We start from the raw sequence: 24,727 nt of genomic DNA on the forward strand, positions 1-24,727 counted from the left end.
ATTCACAATAAAAAGTTTGTGTCCCATCATGAGCTGACATGCTCTTTCAGTAAAATATGTACTGGTTGGACTATATTTAAGTGATGCGAATCAATAGGTTTAACTTTACATAGGGTGTTGTTGCCAAATACTACTAAGCGGTAACATTGGAGGGATAAGATGAAGTGCAGTCATGCCAATCCCACAAGCAACTGGCCAACCCTGGCCCCCGAGGCTGACATCGCGCGCGGTAGTTTCAGTACAAGCTACCGGCATCGATAAAAGTTGTAATGTCATGACGATTACCCACACTTAATCCCCCTACTTATAAAAACCACACAAGATAGAGGCTCATCATTACCCCGTCGTACTCATTGCTCGAGGACTCCAGAACAGAACTTTCTGATGAAGTTCTGCTAAAAGCTGTACGCGCCGGCGAAGAAGGTGCATACGGCACCCTTTATGAGCGCTATCGTTCAACAGCTCAAGCTATCGCATACAAGCACACCAGTGACCCCGGTACCGTTGACGATATCGTGGCCGAAGCTTTTGCGCGCATCCTGCAAGCCCTTCGAAACGGTAATGGCCCCACCACCTTTATGGGTGGTTATCTTTCCACCACCATTGCGCACCTTGCGGGCGAATTTGGTCTCATTCGCGGACGCGAAGTTCCCGCTGACAGCGAGTCGCTAGAGAACCTTGCGACTTTTGATGAGACGGTGTTGCAGCTCAAAGACTCTGACGAGCTCATTAAAGCCTTTACCTCTATGCCCGAACGCTGGCAGTCAGTCCTGTGGCTCACCGAAGTTGAAGAGCGTAAGCCCCGCGAAATCGCAACCGTTCTAGACCTCACCCCCAACGCGGTATCAGCACTTGCTGTACGAGCGCGCGAAAGCTTGCGCGAAGGGTTCCTGCGCGCACACCAATCAGCGCCGCAAACGGATCAGTGCCAAAAATACTTTGATTACCTGCCAGCGCTCGTCCGCGGTTCACTGAGCGAACGACGCACTCAGCAGGTACGCGAGCACCTCGAAGACTGCACCTACTGCACTTCTGAATACCTCTCACTGCTGGGTATCAACAAGTCCATGCGCGTCTGGGTCTTTCCTGTGCTCGCCGGCCTTGTTCCCTGGACAACCGATGGCGCTACCATCCTGAGCTTTATCAGCAAAACCGCTGTAGCTGGCACGTTGGGCGGAGCGTCCCTACACACGTCATCGACTTCCGCTTCGGGGCTGAGCGCGTCCTCACATCAGGTAGTAGCAGGGGCTTCTGCCTCTCACGGCACCGGTAGCGCGCTTGCAGGTAGCAAAACCTTTGTTATCAGCCGCCCGTCAACCTGGCCATCTGCCGCGGGAACAAGCCCGCTTGCAATCGCCGGTGGCGGTGCGCTGGCCCTGGCCGCTGTGGTCGGCGGTATCTCAATGGGTATCAACAACTTCGCAGAAGAACCCGTGACTTCATCCGGCTACTCCGGAAGGAGCGAAGCCTCAGTAGCACCCGACTCAAAGTCCTCAACGAACGACTCTAAGAGCGGAACTTCCGCAGAAGCCCAGCGAACAATGGGCGGCTCAATGGACGCTGAGTCCTCCTCAGATGAGGTGGCTGCAAGCTCAAACCGTCCTAGCTCGCTGGCTTTAGCCGGCTTGGGATGGGGCGCGAACGACAATTCAGCCGCTAACCCTTCAAGCGGTTCTGCTCCCGATGCAAATGCAGGGTCGTTGCAAAGCTTTGGTCAGGCATCAGACGGTGCTTCTGCAGCCAGCTCGCTACCTCTTGCCGGAGGTGCCCTTTTTGGTGGGTCCGCGGACTCTGAAAATAGCAATGCTACGGCAGGTCAGGAGTCTGTGACCGCAGATTCAAACTCATCTGCGCCTTCGAACGCCACTGACGCCACCGGTGAAAACGGTAGCGCTTCACGTGATGCGCAGAATCAGCAGCCTGCCGATAATTCGGACGGCTTTACTCCTACTCAGCCAGAGGAAGAGAACCAGCCGGGGCCTGTCGTAACACCGACCACCCCTGACCCGGTCGAACCTACGCCTCACGAACACCCGGTGGATCCCGAACCGATCGATGATCTGCCAGAGCCTATCGACCCGGCACCTGCGCCGATTGATGATCCGGTGGACCCCGATCCTGCCGAGGACCCGGTTGTTCCCGGACCTGTAGACCCGGATCCCGTGGTGGATCCGGTTGACCCGGCTCCCGTCGTGGATCCTGCTCCTATCGATGAGCCGGTAGACCCGGCACCTGTTCCGGACCCTGAGAACGGTGAAGATCGCGGTGCTCCGGCACCTGACCCCGTGGAGGATAACCGCCAGGTTCCTAAGAAGGTTAAGGACCCTGAAGCCTTTAAGCGATGGATAGCGTCCTTCCCTGTGAGGGATTTTGAGACACCGGATCCCGCTACTCACTACTTTGCGTCGTACCGCTACGTTGAAAACGGTCAGCACTACACGGGTGGAAAATGGCTGCCTAAGGATTTTGTTAACAGCCGCTGGTTCTACTCGGGCATGGAATACCTCTATGGGTACGACAAGATGTTGAATGCTGAGATCATGTGGAATGAGAATCCCACTCCGTAACGGATGCTAAGACCCCGCGTAGTGCGGGGTCTTCACCGTATGTGGGGTATTGTCACGGCAAACTCACATGAAATCTAGGTATTTTAGAACTGTATTATCCGTTGAATGTGAAGGGATGCTGAAGCTACAGTGCACAACCACAATAATGGGCTTAAAACCGCTGTACTGATGGGCGGACTGATGGCATTTTTGGTGCTCATCGGTGTCTTTCTCGCGTACTTTACGAATAACAGCATTTTTATTTTGCTGATGTCTTTGGTGGGCTTGGTCAGTATTGCCTACAGCTATTGGAATTCAGATAAGCTGGCGTTACGTAGCATGAATGCTTATCCGGTAACCCGCGAACAGGTTCCTGGTTTGTACGCAATTGTTGAGGAGCTTTCGGCGCGCGCGCAGCAACCGATGCCGCGCCTGTATGTTGCTCCTACCGCAACACCTAACGCTTTTGCAACCGGCCGAAACCCCGAGAATGCGGCGGTCTGCTGTACCGAGGGCATCCTGCAGCTTCTTGATGAGCGTGAGATGCGCGGAGTTCTTGGGCACGAGCTGATGCATGTTTATAACCACGATATTCTGACAGGATCAATAGCGGCTGCGATGGCAGGTGCGATTGGTTCTATTGGCCAGATGCTGTCTTTCTCGATGATGTTCGGTGGCAATCGCGACGAGAACCGCACCGGGGCGCTTGGCTCACTCGTCATCGCCTTTTTGGGGCCGTTGGCTGCTGGCGCTATTCAGATGGCTATTAGCCGAACTCGTGAATACGATGCCGATGAGGATGGCGCACAGCTCACTGGCGATCCGTTGGCTTTGGCATCGGCGCTCAGCAAGCTCCACGGTGGAATTGCTCGTGTTCCGATGAATCCTAACAATCAAAAAACCGAGGGCGTGGCGGCGATGATGATTGCTAATCCCTTTGGCGGTTTGCGTAACGCCATGAGTACGCACCCGCCTATGGAGCAGCGTATTGCGCGTCTGCAGGATATGGCTCGCAGCATGGGGCAGTGAGACCTCTTCAGAGGGGTGCCTAGAGTCCAAATGTTGCGGACGGCAAACTGGTTTGCTCTGACATGAATAGCCTTGAGCGTGAGGTGAACCGGTAGGAAGAACCGTTGAACGTCCTTACGTTTGTGCTGGGCTTTAGATCCTTATGAATAAAGCTCAGCGCTAAAACAAGAAAAAAGCGTCCACCCGCTAGCAGGCGGACGCTTTTTTGGTGCTATGACGTGAGCTGTCGGTGCCCAGCGAGTTTAGCGGTAGTTGGTGAACTGAAGGTCAACGTCGAGGTCTTTGCCCTTGAGCAGCGCGATGACGTCCTGAAGGTCGTCGCGTGACTTGGAGGTTACGCGCAACTCGTCACCCTGAATGGTTGCCTTAACGCCCTTAGCGCCTTCTTCGCGGATAATCTTTGAGATTTTCTTTGCGTCGTCTTGAGCGATACCTTCTTTGATGGACGCTTCAATGCGGTATTCCTTACCGGATGCGTAGGGCTCGCCCGCATCCAGGGACTTCAATGAGATGCCGCGCTTGACGAGCTTTGACTGGAAAACGTCAAGAACTGCAAGAGCGCGTTCATCTGAGTTTGCCTTGATAAGGATTTTCTCGCCGGAGAAATCAATCTCTGCGCCTACACCGCGAAAATCGTAGCGCTGTGCTACTTCTTTCTGCGCCTGATTGAGGGCGTTAGATACTTCCTGCTTGTCTACCTTTGAAACGATGTCGAATGATGAATCGCTAGCCACGGGGCCGTCCTTTCGTTCTTATGCGCTGCCGGCGAGCGCGTTTGGTGTTAACGGTACAGGGTTATTCGTTGGTGTGTCAGGTTCCGCGTGGCTTTGGGGGGGGCTTTATGAATCGTTACCTAACTGTGACCGCTTTCTCAGCTTTTGTTAATCTTTCGGGCGAAGAATAGTAGTTGTCCCCTAAACGGTAGGCGAATCGTTTGCCGTCTGAGAGAGTACGAGCGCACCGTTGATATTCTTCGGGCGCATACGGGATGCGGAAAGTACCGCACCTTTAGAAAAGAGGAAGCCAATGGCGATTGCTGATAAGAATGCATACGTTCTTGATGAGTACGCAGCTATCGTTGAGGAAATTATTCGTGAAGACGCTGATTCGCGTTTTGCATGGAGTGAGTCTGCTCATGGTGACCATGAGTATCCAGAGCTCGATAAAGTTGGTCTGACGCTTGAGCGTGCTGACCATATTCAGCGTTTTGAAGCGGTGAAAGAAAATATGGTTCGTGAGGTTCGTTCTGAGCTGAGCACGGTTCAACAGGCGTACCAGTATCTAGAGAATTTTGAGATGCGTCTTTTGCGCGAGGCGGAGCTGGAAGCCGCATCGTAAGCGCTTTTGGTGGCTTTTGTCACAAACCTTGGTTTGAGTTTTTGATTTTCAAAAATGTTCGGTAGAGTATTCATGTTCGCGCAAACGAGAACGAAAGTTTCCAAGCGTTGACGCGGCAGATTACCCGAGCGGCCAAAGGGGGCTGACTGTAAATCAGCTGGCATTGCCTACGGGGGTTCAAATCCCTCATCTGCCACAGATAATCCCGACTCTGATGAGTCGGGATTTTTTGTTAAGCTGGCCACCCCAATCCCGCCGAGATCCTGTTTTATCGACGTTTTACGGGGTTATAAGACAAAAAGTTTCCTTGCGAGTCGCTGGCGATTCATCGAGAGAGAAACTTCTGTAAAAACACGCCAGAAAGCTGTAGCGTGTAAGCCATGGCTACGATTGAAGTAACTCAAGAGAATTTGACCGAACTCGTTGAAAATAATGACATTCTGCTTCTGGATTTCTGGGCAGATTGGTGCGGTCCCTGCAAGCAGTTCGCTCCCGTGTTTGAAGCAGCATCGGAAAAATACGATGACATCGCTTTTGGCAAGGTTGACACTGAAGATCAGCAGCAGCTGGCGGCAGCAGCAGGTATTACCTCTATTCCTACGCTGATGGCCTTCCGTGAGGGTGTACTGGTCTTCTCGCAGCCCGGTGCTTTGAATGGCTCGCAGTTTGATCAGGTTCTTGACGCGGTCAAGGGCTTGGACATGGCAGAGGTTCACAAGCAGGTAGCTGAGGCTGAAGCAGCACAGGCTAACGAAGAAGCAAAATAAGATTCTTTAGATGAGGAGCCGGTCTCGTAGTGAGGCCGGCTCTTTTGCGTCCTTGCGCGAATTAGTGAAAACGGTGGTCTTGAGGTGCTAGGCGTGCGGATTTGCGGGGTTCTTGGATTCTGGCAACTTTGATGAGCGTGACAACCCGGTGCCGGTGCCCAGCCCAAGGACGCAGTAGTTCTATCATGCCCGCGTCGTTGGTTCTTCTGCCGGTGAGCGCGTAGCCCACAGTATGCGCTAGGTGGTAGTCGCCTACGCTAATGGCATCCGGGTGGCCGACTGTTTGTTGCAGGGTCTCGGCGATGGTCCACGGACCGATGCCGGGAACGGCATTGAGAGCGCGTGCCACTGCCGCGACATTGTGAGTGCGCAACAGGTGTTCTAGGGAATCTGCCCGTTGTGCGTACTCAACAATTGCTCGAGAACGAGCGCCATCAAAACCGCTGGTGTGCCAGACCCAGGAGGGGAGCGATGCCCATACAGACGCGTCCGGAAAGACCTTGAGATCTTTGGGTTGATCCGGGTCGTCGGAGCGAGGTGCGTCGTTGCCGTAGCGCTTGATGATTGCTCGTAGACCGCCCATTGCTTCGATGCCGGTGACCCGTTGTTCTGCGATAGCGGTAATAGCATGACGCGTGAGTTGCCCTGTCGAGGGGATGCGTACACCGGGGTTTTCGCGGTGGGCAACGACTAATGAGGCTGGAAGTTTCTGGAAGGCGGGGTGCTCCGTGAACGCTGACCAGTCGTCTTCAAAGCCTAGCCAGCGGTGAACTGAGGTTCCTATGGTCTGGAGTGCTTGAGCAGATTCGCTCCATAAACGCACGCGAATAGGGCGCATCAACCGTTCATGAAGGTTGTAAATGTTCTCAGGTAACCGGTCAAAGCTCAGCAGAACATCGGAGCCATCAGCGGTCGCTGTTGTCCAAATCTTTGTGTGCCCCTGCAATCGCGTGATTCGAAAGAGGGGGTCGTAGTGACCGCGCGCCATTTGTCCCAGTGTTTGCGGTAGGTGAACCGGATGCGGGGGAGTGAGCATGAATGTGGCACGGAGCATGCGTTTATTCTTTCACGGGTCTGGGGGAGCATCGTAATTTTTACGGTAATCTAGCCGGTAAGAAAGCGAGGGAAAAACCATGGGTGTGAAAGTATCTGCACGAGAAAAGCTGAGGAATATGAGTACTCGACATGCTTCGGTACGTAGCGAAATAGATAGCTCACGGAATTCTCTTGCTCGCACTCGAACAGCCGCTGAGCTCAGCGGCGCGGTGCTTGGCGCTGTAGTGGCTGGACTCTATACCCTTTTCTCGTGGATGCAGTGGAGAAACTGGGTGACTCCCTCATGGGATCTTGGTATCTTCACTCAGATGGCGAAAGCATATGCTGCTTTTGAGCAACCTATCGTGAGCATTAAGGGGCACGGCTTTAACCTCTGGGGCGATCATTTTCACCCTATCTTGTTAGTGCTTGGTCCTATCTATAAACTTTTTCCCTCGCCATTCACCTTACTGGTGGTACAGAATCTGCTGATTGGACTTTCTGTCTACTTGCTCATTCGATATTCAGCGCGGTTGATTCCTTTGCTGGGAGCTATCTGCGTGGGACTCGCATATGCCTTAAGCTTCGGTATTCAAGAGGCTGTGGCGGTTCAATTTCACGAAGTCGCTTTTGCCCTGCCGTTTCTTGTGGCGTCCCTTTCTCACCTTGTTTTAGCGCGTACTGAGCTCCCACAGTTACACGTCAAAAAGGCCGTGTTGTGGGCCTTGCCCTTGGTATTCGTCAAAGAAGATATGGGCCTGACCGTAGCTGCTCTTGGGCTGGTTGCCATGATGCGCAGCGGCTGGCTGGCATCTGTCAAAGACGCTGTTTTCCCCGTGACTCATGAGGGGCGGAAGCCGCCGCGTCAGTGGAGATCTCTGGTATCGGGTAAGGGCTCGACCTCAGGGGTAGTTCTTGCCGCCTGGGGTGTTTTCTGGACGCTTGCCTCGGTCGCTGTCATTTTGCCCGCTTTCAACGTGGGCGGTGTCTTTGACTATTCCAATAAAATCGATGCCAAAGCGGTTCTTGCAGATCCCTTGCAAAGCGCAGGTCTCATGTTCTTTCCCTGGGAAAAATCCCTGACGTGGTTGGCGCTTCTACTTACCGGTGTATTCGTCTGGATTTTTAGCCCTCTTGCACTGGTGGCTCTCCCGACGTTGGCGTGGCGTTTTCTCTCACCTAACGAGGGGTACTGGGGTACCGGCTGGCACTATTCTTTGGTGCTGATGCCCGTGGTTTTCTGTGCCCTGCTCGATGTCATTGTTTCGCTGCGGGGCGCTCGCTATCCGTGGATGCGTCGCGGCGGCGAACACGCCGCGCATCGCGCTAAGCTCTTGAAGCTCATGGGGTACCCGGTGCTTCCCATAGCGACGCTGGTGGTAGCCTTACTCTCGATTCCCTCATTGCCGCTGAGTGATCTCACCGGCACCCAGTACGAGAGCCCGTCCTACCAACAAAGCCTTACCAACAAGCAGAACGCGGCGAACACTGTACCGGCGGGAGCCAGCGTGGCATCCGACCTATCAGTTCTCACCTACCTTATACCAGAGCACGAAGTCTACTGGATTGGTGGTAAAAACGATCCCGCACCCGACTATGTAGTGATTGACCAACAAAACTCAGCATGGGGCTCAACTCCCGTTGAATATCCCGTCCAATACGCGGGTGAACTTTACGCTTCAACTTATGAAGAAGTTGCCCACTTTGGCAGTGTCTACGTGATGAAGCGCATCTAATTTAGCGTGTAGGTTGCATCACCCACACCGGTTTAAACGCCGCGCGTAGGGTAGAGTGAAATACGCAATCAACGGTATAACCCCGTCCAAGAATGTTCTTCGGTAGTCAAGCTACCAGCATCCCGCTTTACGATATAGCGGTTGAAAAAGAACCTCTCCAAGTACTTTCAAGTTCGCAAGCGCTAACTTTCAGGCCTATGTACATGGCCATCGTCTCTGTTTGTTGATCCCAACAGAAGTGTGTGAAGGTGGCGCGGATATACTGCCACCACAGTCAAATCAGGCGAACTTTTCAATGGGGCACACACCGTGCAGTACAGCCAAAACCGGCTGTATCACCCCACTCGAGAAGAGAATAATGACTGAAAATAACTCTGTTAACCTGACCACCGAATTCGTAGAGCCCACTCTCGAAGACGCCCAGGCTGACACCGTTAAGCCCGAAGCTACTGAAGAAGAGGGCATTCGATTCACCGATCTCGGTTTGGACGCTCGTGTGCAGGCAGCAATTGACGCTGTCGGCTACGAAAAGCCTTCACCGATTCAGGCTGAAACCATTCCGTTGCTGCTAGAAGGCCGCGATGTTGTTGGTCTGGCTCAGACCGGTACCGGTAAGACCGCAGCATTTGCTTTGCCCGCTCTGTCACGTTTGGCTGAGCTTGCAGACATCAACGGTGTTTCTAAAGACACTCAGGTGCTTGTTCTTGCACCTACCCGTGAGCTCGCACTTCAGGTTGCTGAAGCTTTCGGTTCTTACGCTAACCAGATGGAAGACTTCACTGTTCTTCCCGTTTACGGTGGCTCACCCTACGGTCCGCAGCTTGCAGGCCTGAAGCGCGGTGCACAGGTAGTCGTTGGTACTCCCGGCCGTGTTATTGACCACCTCAAGAAGGGTTCATTGGACCTTTCAAACCTGCAGTACCTCGTGCTCGATGAGGCTGACGAGATGCTGCGCATGGGCTTTGCTGAAGATGTTGAGCAGATTCTTGCTGACACCCCGGATTCCAAGCAGGTTGCTTTGTTCTCAGCAACCATGCCTAAGACTATCCGCAAGATTGCAGAGCGGTACCTGACCGATCCTGTTGAGGTTCGTGTTAAGTCCAAGACCACCACCAGCGCTAACATCAAGCAGCGCTACATGCAGGTTATGCACTCTCACAAGCTTGAGGCAATGACCCGCGTCCTTGAGGTGGAGGACTACGACGGCATCATTGTCTTTGTGCGCACCAAGAAGGAAACCGAAGAGCTTGCTGACAAGCTGAAAGCTCGCGGTTACCAGGCGGCAGCAATTAACGGCGATATTCCGCAGAACCTGCGTGAACGCACTGTTGACTCCCTGCGCGATGGTCGCATCGATATTCTGGTGGCAACCGACGTTGCTGCTCGCGGTCTTGACGTTGAGCGCATCTCACTGGTTGTGAACTTCGATATTCCTCACGACACCGAGTCATACGTGCACCGTATTGGCCGTACCGGCCGTGCAGGACGTGAAGGTGCAGCAATCCTCTTCATGACTCCGCGTGAGAAGTACATGCTGCGTCAGATTGAGAAGGCTACTCGTCAGCAGGTTGAGCAGATGCACATGCCTTCTGTTGAGGATGTCAATGAGAACCGTAAGACTCGTTTTGCTCAGCAGATTACTGACACCATCGAGACCGAAGATCTTTCAATCTTCCGCGAAATCGTTGATTCTTACGTCAATGAGCACGATGTTGAACCCGAGGAAGTTGCAGCTGCTTTGGCTGTCATTGCTCAGCAGGGCCGTCCCTTCTTCGTCGAAGAGTTGCCCGAGATTCGTGACCGCCGCGACCGTGGCGATCGTGACCGCGGTGGACGCGATGGTGACCGTCGCGGACGCAAGCAGCACAATGACGAGGGTATGGTTTCATACAAGCTCAACGTTGGTCGTTCATCGGGTGCTAACCCCGGTGGCATCGTTGGTGCGCTGACTAATGAAGGTGGCATCGAGGGCTCACAGATTGGCTCCATCGATATCCGCCAGCACTTCACCATTGTTGGTCTGCCCGAAGACCTTCCCCGCGATTTCTTCGATCGCTTGGAAAACACCAAGGTTGCTGGCCAGTTCATCAACATTCAGCGCGATCGCGGTCCTAAGGGTGGCGGACGCGGCGGTCGTGGTGGACGCGATTTCGGCGGTGAGCGTCGTGGTGGTGGCTTCCGCAAGAATCGCGGCGACCGTGATTTTGGTGGACGTGGTGACCGCGGTGGTTTCCGTGGCGACCGTGACCGTAATGACCGTGGTGGACGCGACGGTGGCTTCCGTAAGGATCGCGGTGGTTTCCGTGGCGACCGTGACCGTAATGATCGCGGCGGACGCGACTTCGGAAGCGAGCGTCGTGGTGGTTTCAAGGGTCGTAAGAAGTACTAAACTTACCGCTACTTTGTAGCGTGTGAGACTTTGAAAAAAGGACGCGTGTTCCTGCCTGCGCGGGTGGGGCATGCGTCCTTCTGATGAGCTTGTAAGGCTTTGTTGTAGCCCTTGGGTGCTTTCCGTGGCGTATAACACCAAAAAATTGATGTTCTCAAGTTGCGCGGCGGTCAATAAATGCCGTAAGGTATTACCTGTTGCCCCGATAGCTCAGTGGTAGAGCGCCATCTTGGTAAGATGGAGGTCCCGGGATCGATTCCCGGTCGGGGCTCTCGTATGAGCCCGCAAAAAGGTAAATACATGGCGGTGTAGCTCAGCTGGTTAGAGCGCACGACTCATAATCGTGAGGTCGCGGGATCGAGTCCCGCCACCGCTACGCCCCGATAGCTCAGTGGTAGAGCGCCATCTTGGTAAGATGGAGGTCCCGGGATCGATTCCCGGTCGGGGCTCAGATATGAAATCCGTTCAGTCTTAGGACTGGGCGGATTTTTTGTTATCTGCATTGATCGTATTCTGTGTATCCTCTGGCGGATGCCTGCCTTTGGGGCGTAGTCTGAAGCTACACAGATCATGAAAGTAGGCTGATGATGTCAGTGGATATTGCAGGTATCAACATTCCCGATAGCGCGCTTGCGCGAGAAGCTACAGAACTGGTTCGAGACACCACTAATGAGCTCATCTACCATCACTCGCGTCGTACTTACCTCTTTGGTGCACATCGCGGGTTGCGTGATGGGCTCACCTTTGACGCTGAACTTCTCTATATCGGTGCTATGTTTCATGATTTTGGGCTAGTCGCGCCGTATGCAAGTGATAATCAGCGATTTGAAATCGATGGAGCTGATGAAGCTCGTGCATTCCTTCTCAAACACGATATAGCGCAAGCAGAAGCTCAAACGGTATGGACCGCAATCGCGCTACACACCACACCTGAAATCCCGTTGCATATGGATCCGGTGATTGCCCTGGTGACGCGAGGTGTTGAGCACGATGTGATGGGGGTGGGGTATGAGACTGTTTCGGAGCAGGAGCGTGCTGAAATTCTTAAAGTGCATCCGCGTCCTGATTTTAAGAACCAGATTTTGCAGGCTTTTACCGAGGGTATTAAGCACCGCCCGGACACCACGTTTGGGAATGTGAAAGCCGATGTGTTGGCTCATTTTGTGCCGGGATTTGTTCGTGGGGACTTTGTGAAGGTAATCAAGGAATCCCCGTGGGGCGAATAGGTTGCTGCGAAGATGACTTTGGGTTTCACACCCCTATAAAAAGTTTTACAAAGAAAGTATTATGAGGGTAAAAGCTGGCGAAAGGACTGCTCGTGGCACCTCAAAATATTGGTTTTCTTCATCTTGTTCCCTTCACTCGTGATAATCCCGCCCAGGGGTTTGATGAGGCTATTGAACTCTTTACCCTCGGTGAAAAAATTGGACTAAATTCCGGCTGGTTGCGCACCCGCCACATGCAGTACGGTGTGCCTTCACCGGTGGTGCTCTTTGGCGCGCTCTCTCAAGTAACATCACGCATTGAGCTCGGCAATGCTGTCATTCCCGTGGGCTTTGAGAATCCTTTCCGTTTGGCTGAAGACCTGGCAACCGCTGACGTGCTCAGCGGCGGACGCTTGCAGCCGGGACTGGGCGTCCACCCGCCGCAATACGATGAGGCTTTGAACGACACCGTGCACGGTAAAGGCTGGCAGCAACAAGACTTTAGTTATGAACGCATTCAGCAACTGCGCTCACTGCTGGCCGGCGAATCATTGCGTGACTTACCCGAATATCAGGGATTTGGTGGCCAGATCGATAGTGACCGCGTAGAACCTTATAGCGAGGGACTGGCAGACCGCCTGTGGTGCGGTGCAGGATCGCTGAAATCTGCTGCCTGGGCAGGAAGCGAAAACCTGGGATTACTGGTTTCGAACATCAGCAAAGCTGAAGAAGGCAAAGAAATTTTCGATCAGGCACAGCGCAACCAGATCGATCGTTACCGCGAGTCGTTGCCTGAGCATATATCGGGCAGAGTAGCGGTAGCGCGCGTCGTTGTACCTACTGATAACGCAACCGCCAGCCAAGTTGAAAAATACGTACAGTACGCACAGGCTCGTAACCCGCGCACTGAAAAGCACCTTCCTTCTGGAACAATCATCGCGAAAGATATTATCGGCTCCAGCGAAGAAATTGTGGAGACTATTGTCAACGATGCAGCTTTCCAGGCGGCCGATGGCTATATCTTCGAGCTTCCCTTCGAATTCGGCATTGAAGATTGGACGCAGATGCTGCACGAATTTGCAGAAAACATCGGCCCTGCATTGGGCTGGAAAGCAACACTGTAACGCGCCGGGGAGAAGGAATAGTAACTGATAAGGCGACAACACCCTGTTGTCGCCTTTTCTATTGCCGTGGGGCGGGTAATACACAGCGGCGTGGTCAGCGGATATTAAACAATTCTGTAATGTGCGCTGTGTAACACTAGTAAGACACTGTTCACTAGTTTGGAGAGCCTCATGAGCCGCACAGATGCTGAAAAGTACCCGTCAGTACTGGTTGACCCCAACGAGCCGGTAGAAGACGTTAAAAAATACAAAATTATTGGGCCCGGCCTCGTTGTCGCAGCAACCGGCATCGGAGCTGCAGACCTTGTAGCCACCCTCGTTGCGGGCTCACGCTATGGCTACGCCCTGCTCTGGGCGGTTGTGCTCGGCGTGGTCCTCAAAATTATCCTTGTAGAGGGCGCAGGACGCTACACCCTTGCTACCGGGCGCACCATTTTTGAAGGCTGGCGTTCCTTAGGACGCTGGACGTCGCTCTATTTTGGCCCCTACATCATCATTTGGGGTTTTGTGTACGGCGCAACAGCCATGAGCGCGTCGGCGATGCCTTTAGCTGTTCTGTTTCCGTTCTTTGACCTAAAAATTTGGGCAATCATCATGGGCCTAGTCGGGTTGGTAACGGTCTGGGCCGGTAAATACCATCTCGTAGAGAAGCTGACGGCCGTGTTAGTGGGACTAATGTTCCTGCTCATTGTGGGCCTGGCGGTTTACACGCTTCCTAACATTCCCGCCATCCTGAAGGGGCTCATTCCATTTATCCCGGCTGGTGGGCTGAGCTATACCCTGGCTCTGTGCGGCGGCGTCGGCGGCACTATTACCTTAGCTGCCTATGGTTACTGGTTGCGCGAAAAAGGGTGGGACCGTCCACGATTTATGCGCGTGATGCAACTGGATAATACCGTTGCGTACGTTCTGTCTGGCATCTTTGTTGCAGCTACTTTGGTCATCGGTGTAGAAGTTCTTTACTCAGCTGGTCTTGCCGTATCGAGCGGTGACAAAGGTTTGTTGGAACTCGCGGACGTCCTCAAAGACCGTTACGGCACAGTAGTGGGTAATCTCTTTCTTGTAGGATTTTGGGCGGCATCGTTTTCATCCGTTATTGGCGTGTGGTCGGGTGTCTCGCTCATGTTCGCTGACTTTTGGGGAAACCTACGCGGTAAAGAGCACGGGCATCCTGATACTGTCACAGGCGGGAAGTACTTCAAGTTCTTTTTGCTGTGGATCACCTTCCCACCCATGACGCTTCTGCTCCTGGACCGACCAATCTTCTTGGTCTTGCTCTACGGAGTGCTGGGTGCTCTGTTTATGCCTTTCTTAGCGCTTACTCTTTTGCAGTTACTCAATACCAGGCGCGTCCCGAACCGTTGGCGTAATGGACTGGTCACTAACATTCTGCTGGTGATTACTACCGTCTTTTTCGGAGCTTTGGGCATTATGCAAACCTGGGAAGTTATTGCTAAGGCACTCTAGTTACAGGCTGGGGTCCCCTCGATACGTGACCATGTTTTTATCACTGTGACCACAAAAATCTCAAAATTACCCCTCATGACTAGGTACTTTGAGAGTTTTAGGGTCACTGTGAGAGTTTCGTGGTCACCTTATCATCAGCGTGACATACTGGAGTACATGGCAGAGACTAAAGAAATTAATCCCGATATCGTAGGCAGGATCTACCCTGCTGACGAGATGTACTCGGTAGGACGCGAGAAAATCCGCGAGTTCGCGCGCGCCGTAAAAGCAACCTCGCCCATCCACTTTGAGGTGGATGCTGCGCAGGCAGCTGGCTACGTTGATCTTGTTGCACCGCCGACCTTCGCTATTATTCTGGCGCAGAAGGCGGATGCCGCTTTGATTCAGGATGAGAGCGCGGGCATCGATTTTTCCCGTGTCGTTCATGCTGACCAGCGTTTTACACACCATCGTCCTATCATTGCCGGAGATGAGCTCGTCACCGAAGTACACGTGGATAACGTGCGCGTGATGGGTGCTGGCGCCATGCTAACTACTCGCGAAGAAATAACGACTGTCACCGGTGAAAAGGTAGCGACTTGCATCTCTTCACTTCTAGTGCGAGCAGGGGAGTAGAGAAGCATGACTATTCGTTTTGAAGACCTTGAAAAGGGTACTGAAATCGGTACCCGCGAAATCACCGTGACGCGTGCTGACCTCGTGGCTTACGCTGGCGCGTCCGGCGACTTTAACCCGATTCACTGGAACGAGCGTTTTGCCACCGCTGTCGGACTACCCGGCGTGATTGCTCACGGTATGTTCACCATGGGATCCGCCGTTCAACTGGTAACCGATTGGGTAGGCGACCCCGGTGCAATTATCGATTACCAGACGCGTTTTACCAAGCCGGTACCTGTGGCAGATGCCGAGGGCAATAATGCGCCTAACACCGGTGGCAACGTTATCTCGGTTAGCGGTAAGATCGGTGCTCTTGATGATGACGCGCGAACCGCTCGCGTAGATCTCACCGTGAGTGCCCCTGACTCAGAAGGCAAAGACCAAAAAGTTCTGGTCAAAGCCCAAGCAGTCGTCAAGTTCTAAGAGACTTTTTTACCTGCTCATTCGTGCCTCGCACCCGGTTTCTCATGACCGGATGCGAGGCACGTACCATCTAAGGGCTGACCGCGATGAACCTCTCACGACATAAGAGGTAGCCACCGCTCACCGAACTAGAAATGATGCCTTTTACTGCACTAGAGTTTAAAGACTCTCGCATACCACCTCGCACTTGAAAGCATCTTTGTCGTGAAAGCTACTCTTACCGGCCAACAGATAAAAACCTGGTACCGGGCAGTACTTATAATCTTCTTCGCATCCGGTCTTTTGACCGCATCCTGGCTGACTCGACTGCACGATATTTCGCACGGTTTGCACCTTAGTCCGGGACCCATGGGGATGCTGCTTCTGGCGCAGACGGTGGGCTCGTTTTCTGCGGTGTCGATGTCAGGGTATTTGGTATCGAAATTTGGTGCCCGCACCTGTATCTTAGGCTCGTATATTCTTGCAACTGCGGGAGTGGCACTCGTGGGGTTAGCTGTGAGTATCGCAAGCGTTCCGCTGGCGGCTTTCTCGCTGATGATTATGGGTCTTGGTATTGCTGTCTCTAACGTTGCATCCAACGTTCAGGGCGTGGCGGTTGAACGCGCGCTAGGACGCTTTGTCACCCCGATTATGCACGGCTTCTTCTCGATCGGCACAGTAGTTGGTGCTGCTATCGGTACCGCAGACACCTTTCTCGGAGTGCCGTTCGGTGTGCACATGCTCTACATGGCTATTTTGATTATCGCCTTGGTGCTGTACTCGTTGCGTCACTGCCACTCTGAGAACTACGGTCAAGATAGTACCGCCATGATGGCGCAGGTTACCTCGTACCGCGTCAAGGATGCATGGCGCGATAAGCACACCATCCTCATCGGTATTTTTGTGCTGGGTATGGCACTGGCTGAGGGCTCAGCTAACGACTGGATTGCACTTGCCCTCACTCGAGAATACGAAACGACGGCTACCGTGGGGTCACTTGGCTACTTCACTTTTGTGGCTGCAATGACCACAGGACGCTTGTTAGGTACTCGCTTCTTAAACGCTCACGGCCGCATCAGCGTGCTACGCGTCACCTGCTCACTGGCAATCATCGGACTCATTATTTTCATCTTTGCGCCGAATACCGCCCTCGGGTTTGTGGGCCTAGTCGTTTGGGGTCTCGGCGCATCCCTGGGATTCCCCACCGGTATGAGCGCCGCATCCGACGACCCCGTGAAAGCTGCGGTGCGTGTATCTGTTGTCTCGACCATTGGCTACGCCGCTTTCTTGGGCGGTCCGCCACTGCTGGGAATGCTGGGCGAAGCTTTCGGAATTCGCCACGGTTTGCTAGCGGTGCTGATATTCGTGGTTTCCTCGCTGATGCTTACCCGCTATCTTGAAGTTTTCAAGAACGATAAGCCTGTTCACACTGAATCTCTTGGACCTGATCCAGCAACTGCTGTGCCGCAAGAACAGCCCAACCAACCCTAAATACAGATAAACTAGGGGAGTGAGTGAAATGTTATTAAGCGAACTGACGACCGCCGCTGTGGGCGGACCCATCAAAAATTATGTTCGCGCAACCAGCGAATCTGAAATTATCGAAGCCGTAAAAACTGCTGACGAAGCAGGGGAGAAACTGCTCATTGTTGGCGGTGGCTCTAACCTGATTGTCGCTGATGCTGGCTTCGACGGCACCGTTGTGCACATCGCATCAGAGGGCATTCGCGATCTTGAGGTACCTGCCTGTGGCGGTGCAAACATCCGCGTGCAAGCCGGCCACAACTGGGACGCTTTTGTGCAGTACGCTATCGACCACGAATGGGTTGGTATCGAGGCGCTCTCAGGTATTCCCGGTACCGTTGGCGCAACCCCCGTACAGAACGTAGGGGCGTACGGTGCAGAAGTTGCTCAGACCATCTCATCGGTTCGCACCTGGGATCGCGAAAAGGGCGCTGTAAAGACCTTTGCGCTTTCAGATCTAGACTTTAGCTACCGCCATTCTGTGCTCAAAGAAAACACCGTCAACGGCTCACCGCGTTACGTGGTGTTGACCGTTGATTTCCAGTTCACCTTTGGTACTCTTTCTGCGCCTGTACGCTACGCTGAACTAGGACGCCGCTTGGGCGTTGAGGTAGGTGAACGCGCAGACTCTCGCAAGGTACGTGAGACCGTGCTTGAGCTGCGCGCGTCTAAGGGCATGGTGTTGGATGCGGATGACCGCGACACCTACTCCACTGGATCGTTCTTTACCAACCCCATCGTTGATGAGTCAGTGCGAGAGCAGCTACCTGCGGATGCGCCGTCCTACCCTGCAACCAACGCGGCTGGTGAGGTTCTTGAGGGCAAGATTAAACTCAGCGCGGCCTGGCTGATTCAGAACGCTGGCTTCGATAAGGGCTTTGGGCTGGAGGGGGATTCTCAAAAGATTGCTGGTGGTCGTGCATCGCTATCTACCAAGCACACCCTGGCTATCACTAACCGTGGTGAGGCTAGTGCTGACGATCTTATGGCAATCGCTAGCGCGATTCGCGATGGCGTGAAAGAATCCTTCGGCATCGAGCTTGTACCCGAACCTGTGATTGTGGGAACAGGCTTAGCGAAGTAAGTTTTCTATAGAAATTTTTTTATCGTTGTAGCGACGATGTGGGGGCGGTCCTGTGAAAGGGCAGCCCCATTTTTATATGGTTTACGGCGTAGAGAATCGGTGTAAGAGGGCTTCCCGGAGACAAGTAAAAACGCGGCGCACTGGTTGAGTCTGGCATGAATCGCTTTGCGAGCGTAGCGAACCAAGCGAGAGGGGCTGTGCGCCGTGGTTGTACTTGTGGAGGGAGCTGAAGTTAGGTTCTTTGAGTGCTATCCAAAGCTAACTAGCTTAAGGTAATTCTGCTCACCCGACACATCGAGGTTCCCGGGCGCTGAAAATGAAGCTGAGGACAAATAGCTGAGTCATCTGCGCGGCGTAGAAACCCCTACCAATACGTATATTTATACAAAATGATGCATCCGCCGACACCTTTGGTGGTGGGGTGGGGTGCTGGGATGTGGGCACGCTTTGCGCCCAACCTTGCTTGATAAATAAGAATCTTTCTCAATTTTAAGAATATGATTGCGAATGCTGTGTGGCTCGCTATTGATTTTGAATCGGGTATAAGTTACCATTTGGTAAATAATTATACAAAGATAAAGATTTCTTCTGAAATAAAATCAATCGTGACTTAATCGGGTTGATTTGTTTATATTTGCATTATTGCAAAAATGTTCTCAGTGGTCTATCTAATCAGTATTATTACTAGTCAGGTGTGTTCTTTGAGAAAAAAATATTCTGTGGTCAGACCAATAATAAATATTTAAAAATCTTGCAAAATTGTTAAATATGCGCAAAGATTGGTGAATACTCATAACGATATTGGCTATCTACTACGACGGAATTTTTAACGGTGGGCGTACGCACCTTTACTCGAAACACAGCTCAAGGAACCCGGTGGGCATCTCCGGTTATACCCGCCACGGTACCCGTTCCCACCTACGCCGCGTCCGCCCCTCAGACCTTCGAGTTGCTTGCGCCAGCGCATATTCAGTATGACTATACGACGTATGGCGCAATCTGCACGAGCGTTAAACCACGGTGAGCACTCACGCGCTCGGTTGCATCCAGCGCGTGAGGGGAATTCAAGAACTGATCGCTCACGGTGCTACGGAGCTCCACGCGCATTCACTGATCGTAGCCTTCCCTCGCGGATGTACTAGCGGGGAATGGACTATCGATAACCACAACTGGTCAGCACATAAAATCCAAAAAACATATATAGAGCCCGAAGGATGTTCCCCGCACGGTATCTCCGAATACGCGGGCGACTGTGATGTGTATGAGTTCCGTTTTAGAACGCCACGACATTTGTGGGCAGAAAACCCCACCGAGCTTCTCGACAGCTGGTGTAGCGAAGAATTTTTGGCCTCTGACTGCGCGCATAACCCTCGCTGCTTTCAGCGAGAAACGTTTGAGTGCGTAGTCGCTAATACTTGGAGATTTACTGATAGACACGGCGAGACTCAGACCGCGACTGACGTCTTTCGCGTCCCCAATCAGTAACACCGTGTGGGAGGAGAATGTGGGGTTCTTCTTCCACACAACTTTTATAACTTATGCTTAGATATACGCGGCTATCATTCAGGTTGCTGAGGTAGATTCAAGAGCAACTACTGAGATTATGGGGGAATGCATGGGTCTTAATCACGAGCTTGACCGCAGCTCGGGTGGCGCTGTGCACCGCCTCATGGCCAGGCTGCGAGGCTTCCTGCATCATCACCCTGCACTTTTGCTGTTATACCGCACCCTTGTGATTGTCGTTGGCACTATTTTGATGCTGATGGGGTTAATCATGCTGGTGACGCCCGGCCCTGGTTGGCTCTTTATTTTTATGGGCATGGGGCTGTGGGGAACAGAGTTTCACTGGGCACACCGTGTGAACGTGTGGGGTAAAAAGAAAGTGCTTGATGCCTGGAATGCAGCTAAACGCAAGCGGTACGAAAGGTATCTGCGACAGCGTGCCCGCATCTGGCAGGGCCGAGAAAACCAAACTCATTTTTGCCCGACAGGCACTCACTACCATTCATAAAGCAGCGGAGCACCGCAAGGCTTAGGCGTGATGCTGAATCTGCTCAAAACCTAGCGCATGACGGCACATGGTTAGGATTTGGGGGTCCTCAAAACCGAGTCCGCGCATAGCGGCAACGTAGTCAGCCGTGAGTTGATGAGCCTTATGCTCGGTGGCGTCCACCGCTGTAATAAAGCTTCCTGCGCGTCCGTGGGTCTCAATAACACCCGCGGCTTCTAACTCTTTATACGCCTTTGCAACAGTATTTACCGCGATATTTAGTTCCTGCGCTAAAGACCGCACCGGTGGCAACCGATCTCCTGCCTTGAAGGTGCCCTGCGCACGTGCACTAATAATCGCCCGCCGTAACTGGGAGTACGGGGGAGTGTCTGAATCTTTATTGACCGTAAAATGCAAAATACTGACGTCGCTAGCGGGGCTAACGACGTCAGTATTAATCTGCGATGATGCGTGAAGCATACGCCTATTGTCTCTTCTAGAGGGTGCCGGTGGCAATCTTGAGCATACGGCGAACAGGCTCAGCCGCGCCCCACAGTAGCTGGTCACCCACGGTGAACGCGCTGATGTACTGCGGTCCCATTGCTAACTTGCGGATGCGCCCTACAGGGATATCCAGTGAACCGGATGCCGCTACGGGGGTCAGACCCTCCATCGAGGCTTCCTTGGTGTTAGGGATGACCTTCGACCACTGATTATCTTCATCGATAATCTTCTCAATCTCTTCAACGGAGAGGTCTTCGGTGAGTTTCATAGTGAGCGCCTGTGAGTGTGAGCGCATGGTTGCAATGCGTACGCACAGACCATCCATGATGACGCGGTCTTCTTCGCTGAGTCCTAGAATCTTGTTGGTTTCAGCATCGGCCTTCCACTCTTCTTTGGACTGGCCGTTGCCAAGGTCGGCATCAATCCAAGGAATCAAGGAGCCGCCCAGGGGAGCGCCAAACTGGGTAGTATCGAGCTCGCCCGAACGCTGCTTAGCAAGAACCTTGCGGTCGATCTCCAAAATAGCGGACGCGGGGTCAGCAAGTTCTGCAGAAACGCTACCTGAGAGGTCACCGAACTGCTTGAGCACCTCGCGCATGTGGCGCGCACCGCCACCGGATGCTGCCTGGTAGGTCATGGAGGTCGTCCACTCAACCAAACCCTGCTTGAAGAGTCCGCCCAAGCCCATGAGCAGGCATGACACAGTACAGTTACCGCCGATAAAGTCTTTGACGCCGGAGTCCAGCCCGCGATCAATCACGTCGCGGTTGATGGGGTCAAGAACGATGACAGAGTCGTCATTCATGCGCAGGGTTGACGCTGCATCAATCCATAGACCGTCCCAGCCGCGTTCGCGGAGCTTGGAGTGCACCTCTTTGGTGTAGTCGCCACCCTGAGCTGTCACGATGATAGGAAGCTTAGCCAGCGCATCAATATCGTGCGCGTCCTGCAAGGTGCTTTCTTCTAGCGCACCATCGAATGTGGGCGCGGGCTTACCCGCCTGCGACGTTGAGAAGAAAACGGGGGTAATACCCTCAAAGTCGTTTTCTTCCAGCATGCGCTTCATGAGCACGGAGCCCACCATGCCGCGGTAGCCTACAAAACCTACTGAGTCACCGGTTGTAAAAGTCATGTGTTTAGTCTAGCTTTTGTGGGCTGTTATGGCAGGATGCTTTCTTATTGTGAAACGAAAGCGCAACAAACGGGACGCGGCTCACAAGGTTTGTGAAGTCGCGTCCCGTGTAGTGAGGTTCGTCGAGAAAGATTGGGCTTAGCGGGTCCAGGTCTCGAAACGATAGGTCAGCGGTAGCTTCTGATCATTGTCATCCATGAGGTAGCCACGTTCAGAACGCTGGGAATCGCTCACGGCACTTTGGCTCCATTCCCCGCTCACAACCGGTGCAGACGCATCGCCCTGAATCGATCCGGTAAAGACGGTGCGCTCAACCAGGCTCACGCGTCCGTCGACGACGCCCGGAATATCGGTGAGAGCCAGTGTCTGCTCATAGATGTTGGCGCCACCAATAACCCATACGGTTTCGGCGTCCTGCGCATGATTCAATGCGTATTCAACGGCACTGGGAATATCTGCCACCCAGGTAGCGCCATCGCGTTCAGTAGGCTCGTCAACAGAACTCGTGACCACGATATTCAGACGCCCGGGCAGCGGCCGAAAGCGCGGCGGAAAGGACTCCCACGTCTTGCGTCCCATAATCACAGGAGCGCCGAGAGTCACCTCTTTAAAATGAGCCAAATCCTCCGGAGCATACCAGGGCATATCGCCGTTGCGTCCAATAATTCCATTCTCAGCCTGCGCCCACACAGCGCCTAAAATTTTAGCCATGATTAGACCGCAATCGGTGCTTTGATAGTGGGGTGGTGCTTGTAATCCACCAGCTCAAAGTCTTCAAATTCGTACTCAAAAATTGAGGACTTCTTGTTCTTGATGCGCAGCTGCGGGTATTCATACGGCTCACGGGAAAGCTGCTCGCGCACCTGATCAAAGTGATTGGAGTAAATATGGCAGTCGCCGCCGGTCCACACAAACTCGCCGGGTTCCATGCCCACCTCTTCAGCGATGAGCTGAGTCAGCAAAGCATAGGATGCGAGATTGAAAGGAACACCCAGGAACATGTCGGCTGAGCGCTGGTACAGCTGGCAGGAGAGTTCCTTGGTGCCGTCCTTACGAGTACGCACGTAGAACTGGAAGAGCGCATGGCAAGGAGGTAGCGCCATGTCATCAACCTCGGCAGGGTTCCACGCAGAGACAATATGACGGCGTGAATCCGGGTTGTTCTTCAACGACTCAATGACCTTAGCAATCTGGTCGATCGTTTCGCCGTGACCAGCGGGCCACGAACGCCACTGAACGCCGTAGACCGGCCCTAGTTCGCCGTCCTCATCAGCCCACTCATCCCAAATGGTGACGCCGCGTTCCTGAAGCCACTTCACGTTCGATTCACCGCGCAAGAACCACAGCAACTCAATAGCTACAGATTTAAAATGAACACGTTTAGTCGTAATGAGCGGGAAAGACTCACGAAGGTCAAAACGCATCTGACGTCCAAAGACGCTACGGGTACCGGTGCCGGTACGATCGCCCTTGTCATCGCCGTTTTCCATAATCTCAGCAAGCAAATCTTCGTAGGGTGTGGCGATATTGGTCATCAATGAATCTTTCGGTGACGGAGACAAAAACTATCTATAACTATAGTTGCGAAACGACGTGTTATCACATGGTATCCGCCTGTGATGTCGGTTAGCACATGCAGGCAAAACTTGCGCTCACCAGCTGGCATCGGGACTGGCGTGAATCGCGTCGTGAGCGTTAGCGAACCACGCGAGAGGGACCGCTGGTGAGCGCGAGTTTTGCCTCGTCTCTGAACTATCTACTCTTAGTCGTTAAAGGGCTTGATTTGCTCTACAGCAATAGCTTTGCGGTTGCCCTTTTTAGCTACATGAACCACAAGCATTTCACCGGGGGTCAGGTAGGGATCTTCCACAGGCAGCTGTGCTGTTAGTTTATTGCCGATGTTCTCAGACATCACCTGCAGGACGGTAGGTAGTACCGGGCGGTGCGTGCACAGGGCTACCGCGTCGTCCTTATCAAAAAGAGACTGCACAATCTTGGCGACCTTCTTAGGGTTGGCCTTGTGGGCGTCCTCCGTAAGCGGTGCTTTTTGCTTAATCACGACGCCGCTGGTCTTCGAAAACGGTGAGACGGTCTGCATACAGCGAACCCAAGGAGAAGAAATGAGCTTGGTGGGCTCCCACGTCTCAAGAAGCTTGCCCACTGCGATTGCCTGACGCTTGCCGGTAGCCGCCAAAGTGCGTTCACCTTCAGCTCCCGCCCATGATGAGCGGGGCTTCGCTTTTGCGTGACGCACGATAAGAATCGGACGGGTGTAAAGGTTTCCCTTGGCCTGCAAATCTACCAGCGCGTCTAAAGGCTCCCGGTCGGTGTCATTGGTGAGCATCTCGCGTGCTTTTTCGGGCGTCACCCACTTGAGATCATCGACTTCACCGTGATCCGCCTGAGCGTGTGCAGCAGCAGTGGTGCGAGCTGCCCAGTAGAAAACCTCTTTTTTGCCGTGCTTGACCTTGTACTTGGTGACAGCCAAAGGCACACCGAGCTTAACGTTCAGACCCACTTCTTCGCGAACCTCGCGCACAGCTGTCTCAGCGATGGTTTCACCGGCGTCCTGCTTGCCCTTAGGCCACGACCAGTCATCGTAATGGGGGCGGTGAATAATCAGAACTTCGAGCTGATCTTTTTTCTCGCGCCAAATAAGGCAGCCTGCGGCCACAACATCAGGCATGTTGTCCGATGTTTTTGTGACGGTAAAATCGCCGTCACGGCGTACCGCAGAGTAGAGCATATCTTTTGCCATGTGCGTGTGAATGACTTTCTGAAGTTCCTGTACAAAAATG

21 protein-coding genes and 4 tRNA genes are annotated in these 24,727 nt (G+C 53.3%); 18 read left to right on the forward strand and 7 right to left on the reverse strand.

What is annotated here, in order from left to right; all coding sequences use genetic code 11:
* Positions 1-353 precede the first annotated feature (353 nt).
* Positions 354-2,567 carry a sigma-70 family RNA polymerase sigma factor gene (locus IDM49_RS02845; RefSeq protein WP_190724963.1) on the forward strand — a complete coding sequence of 738 codons (2,214 nt, stop codon included), beginning with the start codon at positions 354-356 and terminating at the stop codon, positions 2,565-2,567.
* A gap of 129 nt (positions 2,568-2,696) precedes the next feature.
* Positions 2,697-3,575, forward strand: coding sequence for a zinc metalloprotease HtpX (htpX, locus tag IDM49_RS02850; RefSeq protein ID WP_190724964.1), 879 nt, complete (start codon positions 2,697-2,699; stop codon positions 3,573-3,575).
* 242 nt (positions 3,576-3,817) lie between these two features.
* On the opposite strand, the gene IDM49_RS02855 is transcribed toward htpX, so the two are convergent.
* Positions 3,818-4,309 (reverse strand): YajQ family cyclic di-GMP-binding protein, encoded by a 492-nt coding sequence (locus IDM49_RS02855; RefSeq protein WP_190724965.1) that lies wholly within the window; start codon positions 4,307-4,309, stop codon positions 3,818-3,820.
* A 292-nt stretch (positions 4,310-4,601) separates the two neighbouring features.
* Between IDM49_RS02855 and IDM49_RS02860 the strand changes: the two genes are divergently transcribed.
* The 3 genes from IDM49_RS02860 (at position 4,602) to trxA (ending at position 5,680) form a co-directional block, all read left to right on the forward strand.
* On the forward strand, positions 4,602-4,913 hold the full coding sequence (locus IDM49_RS02860) for a hypothetical protein (protein ID WP_190724966.1): 312 nt from the start codon (positions 4,602-4,604) through the stop codon (positions 4,911-4,913).
* A gap of 114 nt (positions 4,914-5,027) precedes the next feature.
* Positions 5,028-5,109: transfer RNA gene (locus IDM49_RS02865), tRNA-Tyr, on the forward strand.
* A 184-nt stretch (positions 5,110-5,293) separates the two neighbouring features.
* Positions 5,294-5,680 carry a thioredoxin gene (gene trxA / locus IDM49_RS02870; RefSeq protein WP_168614505.1) on the forward strand — a complete coding sequence of 129 codons (387 nt, stop codon included), beginning with the start codon at positions 5,294-5,296 and terminating at the stop codon, positions 5,678-5,680.
* Positions 5,681-5,741: 61 nt separating this feature from the next.
* Here the strand turns inward: trxA and IDM49_RS02875 are convergent, their stop codons facing one another.
* Entirely contained in the window at positions 5,742-6,734 is a 993-nt protein-coding gene (locus IDM49_RS02875) for a DNA-3-methyladenine glycosylase family protein (protein ID WP_190724967.1), read from the reverse strand.
* A 118-nt stretch (positions 6,735-6,852) separates the two neighbouring features.
* On the opposite strand from IDM49_RS02875, the gene IDM49_RS02880 reads away from it, so the two are divergent.
* The 13 genes from IDM49_RS02880 to IDM49_RS02940 all read left to right on the forward strand — a co-directional run bounded on the left by IDM49_RS02880 (position 6,853) and on the right by IDM49_RS02940 (position 20,314).
* Entirely contained in the window at positions 6,853-8,451 is a 1,599-nt protein-coding gene (locus IDM49_RS02880; protein WP_190724968.1) for a DUF2079 domain-containing protein, read from the forward strand.
* 358 nt (positions 8,452-8,809) lie between these two features.
* A complete protein-coding gene (locus tag IDM49_RS02885) occupies positions 8,810-10,840 on the forward strand; it encodes a DEAD/DEAH box helicase (protein ID WP_228008166.1) in 2,031 nt (676 codons plus the stop codon).
* A 199-nt stretch (positions 10,841-11,039) separates the two neighbouring features.
* Positions 11,040-11,111: transfer RNA gene (locus IDM49_RS02890), tRNA-Thr, on the forward strand.
* Positions 11,112-11,142: 31 nt separating this feature from the next.
* Positions 11,143-11,216, forward strand: a tRNA-Met gene (locus IDM49_RS02895).
* Position 11,217: 1 nt separating this feature from the next.
* Positions 11,218-11,289, forward strand: a tRNA-Thr gene (locus tag IDM49_RS02900).
* Positions 11,290-11,424: 135 nt separating this feature from the next.
* Positions 11,425-12,066, forward strand: a complete 642-nt coding sequence (locus IDM49_RS02905) for an HD domain-containing protein (RefSeq protein WP_311242221.1) — start codon at positions 11,425-11,427, stop codon at positions 12,064-12,066.
* A gap of 92 nt (positions 12,067-12,158) precedes the next feature.
* A complete protein-coding gene (locus IDM49_RS02910) occupies positions 12,159-13,169 on the forward strand; it encodes an LLM class flavin-dependent oxidoreductase (protein ID WP_190724970.1) in 1,011 nt (336 codons plus the stop codon).
* Positions 13,170-13,340: 171 nt separating this feature from the next.
* A complete protein-coding gene (locus tag IDM49_RS02915; RefSeq protein ID WP_190724971.1) occupies positions 13,341-14,636 on the forward strand; it encodes an Nramp family divalent metal transporter in 1,296 nt (431 codons plus the stop codon).
* A 156-nt stretch (positions 14,637-14,792) separates the two neighbouring features.
* Complete coding sequence (locus IDM49_RS02920; protein WP_190724972.1) at positions 14,793-15,251, forward strand: MaoC family dehydratase N-terminal domain-containing protein; 459 nt, start codon at positions 14,793-14,795, stop codon at positions 15,249-15,251.
* Between the two features lie 6 nt (positions 15,252-15,257).
* Entirely contained in the window at positions 15,258-15,716 is a 459-nt protein-coding gene (locus tag IDM49_RS02925; protein ID WP_190724973.1) for a MaoC family dehydratase, read from the forward strand.
* A 204-nt stretch (positions 15,717-15,920) separates the two neighbouring features.
* Entirely contained in the window at positions 15,921-17,186 is a 1,266-nt protein-coding gene (locus tag IDM49_RS02930) for an MFS transporter (RefSeq protein ID WP_190724974.1), read from the forward strand.
* Between the two features lie 19 nt (positions 17,187-17,205).
* Positions 17,206-18,303, forward strand: coding sequence for a UDP-N-acetylmuramate dehydrogenase (locus IDM49_RS02935; RefSeq protein WP_190724975.1), 1,098 nt, complete (start codon positions 17,206-17,208; stop codon positions 18,301-18,303).
* Between the two features lie 1,615 nt (positions 18,304-19,918).
* Complete coding sequence (locus IDM49_RS02940) at positions 19,919-20,314, forward strand: TIGR02611 family protein (protein WP_168614515.1); 396 nt, start codon at positions 19,919-19,921, stop codon at positions 20,312-20,314.
* Between the two features lie 21 nt (positions 20,315-20,335).
* On the opposite strand, the gene IDM49_RS02945 is transcribed toward IDM49_RS02940, so the two are convergent.
* The 5 genes from IDM49_RS02945 to IDM49_RS02965 form a co-directional block, all read right to left on the reverse strand.
* Positions 20,336-20,773, reverse strand: coding sequence for a GntR family transcriptional regulator (locus IDM49_RS02945; protein ID WP_190724976.1), 438 nt, complete (start codon positions 20,771-20,773; stop codon positions 20,336-20,338).
* Between the two features lie 16 nt (positions 20,774-20,789).
* Positions 20,790-21,929: an aspartate-semialdehyde dehydrogenase gene (gene asd / locus IDM49_RS02950; protein ID WP_190724977.1), complete on the reverse strand. Its 1,140-nt coding sequence runs from the start codon at positions 21,927-21,929 to the stop codon at positions 20,790-20,792.
* 138 nt (positions 21,930-22,067) lie between these two features.
* A complete protein-coding gene (locus tag IDM49_RS02955) occupies positions 22,068-22,640 on the reverse strand; it encodes a dihydrofolate reductase (RefSeq protein ID WP_168614518.1) in 573 nt (190 codons plus the stop codon).
* A gap of 2 nt (positions 22,641-22,642) precedes the next feature.
* Positions 22,643-23,464 carry a thymidylate synthase gene (locus IDM49_RS02960; protein WP_190724978.1) on the reverse strand — a complete coding sequence of 274 codons (822 nt, stop codon included), beginning with the start codon at positions 23,462-23,464 and terminating at the stop codon, positions 22,643-22,645.
* 227 nt (positions 23,465-23,691) lie between these two features.
* The gene (locus tag IDM49_RS02965; RefSeq protein ID WP_228008167.1) at positions 23,692-24,687 is read right to left on the reverse strand and encodes an NUDIX hydrolase; all 996 of its coding nucleotides are present in this window, start codon (positions 24,685-24,687) and stop codon (positions 23,692-23,694) included.
* Between the last annotated feature and the right edge of the window lie 40 nt (positions 24,688-24,727).

This window comes from Rothia terrae (assembly GCF_014705925.2).
Lineage (GTDB): Bacteria > Actinomycetota > Actinomycetes > Actinomycetales > Micrococcaceae > Rothia > Rothia terrae.

Bases quoted from the DNA above. Each gene is read 5' to 3' on its own strand.
- IDM49_RS02860 (WP_190724966.1), top strand. From the start codon at position 4,602: ATGGCGATTGCTGATAAGAATGCATACGTTCTTGATGAGTACGCAGCT.
- trxA (WP_168614505.1), top strand. From the start codon at position 5,294: ATGGCTACGATTGAAGTAACTCAAGAGAATTTGACCGAACTCGTTGAA.
- IDM49_RS02875 (WP_190724967.1), bottom strand. From the start codon at position 6,734: ATGCTCCGTGCCACATTCATGCTCACTCCCCCGCATCCGGTTCACCTA.
- IDM49_RS02880 (WP_190724968.1), top strand. From the start codon at position 6,853: ATGAGTACTCGACATGCTTCGGTACGTAGCGAAATAGATAGCTCACGG.
- IDM49_RS02885 (WP_228008166.1), top strand. From the start codon at position 8,810: ATGACTGAAAATAACTCTGTTAACCTGACCACCGAATTCGTAGAGCCC.
- IDM49_RS02905 (WP_311242221.1), top strand. From the start codon at position 11,425: ATGATGTCAGTGGATATTGCAGGTATCAACATTCCCGATAGCGCGCTT.
- IDM49_RS02915 (WP_190724971.1), top strand. From the start codon at position 13,341: ATGAGCCGCACAGATGCTGAAAAGTACCCGTCAGTACTGGTTGACCCC.
- IDM49_RS02920 (WP_190724972.1), top strand. From the start codon at position 14,793: ATGGCAGAGACTAAAGAAATTAATCCCGATATCGTAGGCAGGATCTAC.
- IDM49_RS02925 (WP_190724973.1), top strand. From the start codon at position 15,258: ATGACTATTCGTTTTGAAGACCTTGAAAAGGGTACTGAAATCGGTACC.
- IDM49_RS02940 (WP_168614515.1), top strand. From the start codon at position 19,919: ATGGGTCTTAATCACGAGCTTGACCGCAGCTCGGGTGGCGCTGTGCAC.
- IDM49_RS02945 (WP_190724976.1), bottom strand. From the start codon at position 20,773: ATGCTTCACGCATCATCGCAGATTAATACTGACGTCGTTAGCCCCGCT.
- asd (WP_190724977.1), bottom strand. From the start codon at position 21,929: ATGACTTTTACAACCGGTGACTCAGTAGGTTTTGTAGGCTACCGCGGC.
- IDM49_RS02955 (WP_168614518.1), bottom strand. From the start codon at position 22,640: ATGGCTAAAATTTTAGGCGCTGTGTGGGCGCAGGCTGAGAATGGAATT.
- IDM49_RS02960 (WP_190724978.1), bottom strand. From the start codon at position 23,464: ATGACCAATATCGCCACACCCTACGAAGATTTGCTTGCTGAGATTATG.
- IDM49_RS02965 (WP_228008167.1), bottom strand. From the start codon at position 24,687: ATGGCAAAAGATATGCTCTACTCTGCGGTACGCCGTGACGGCGATTTT.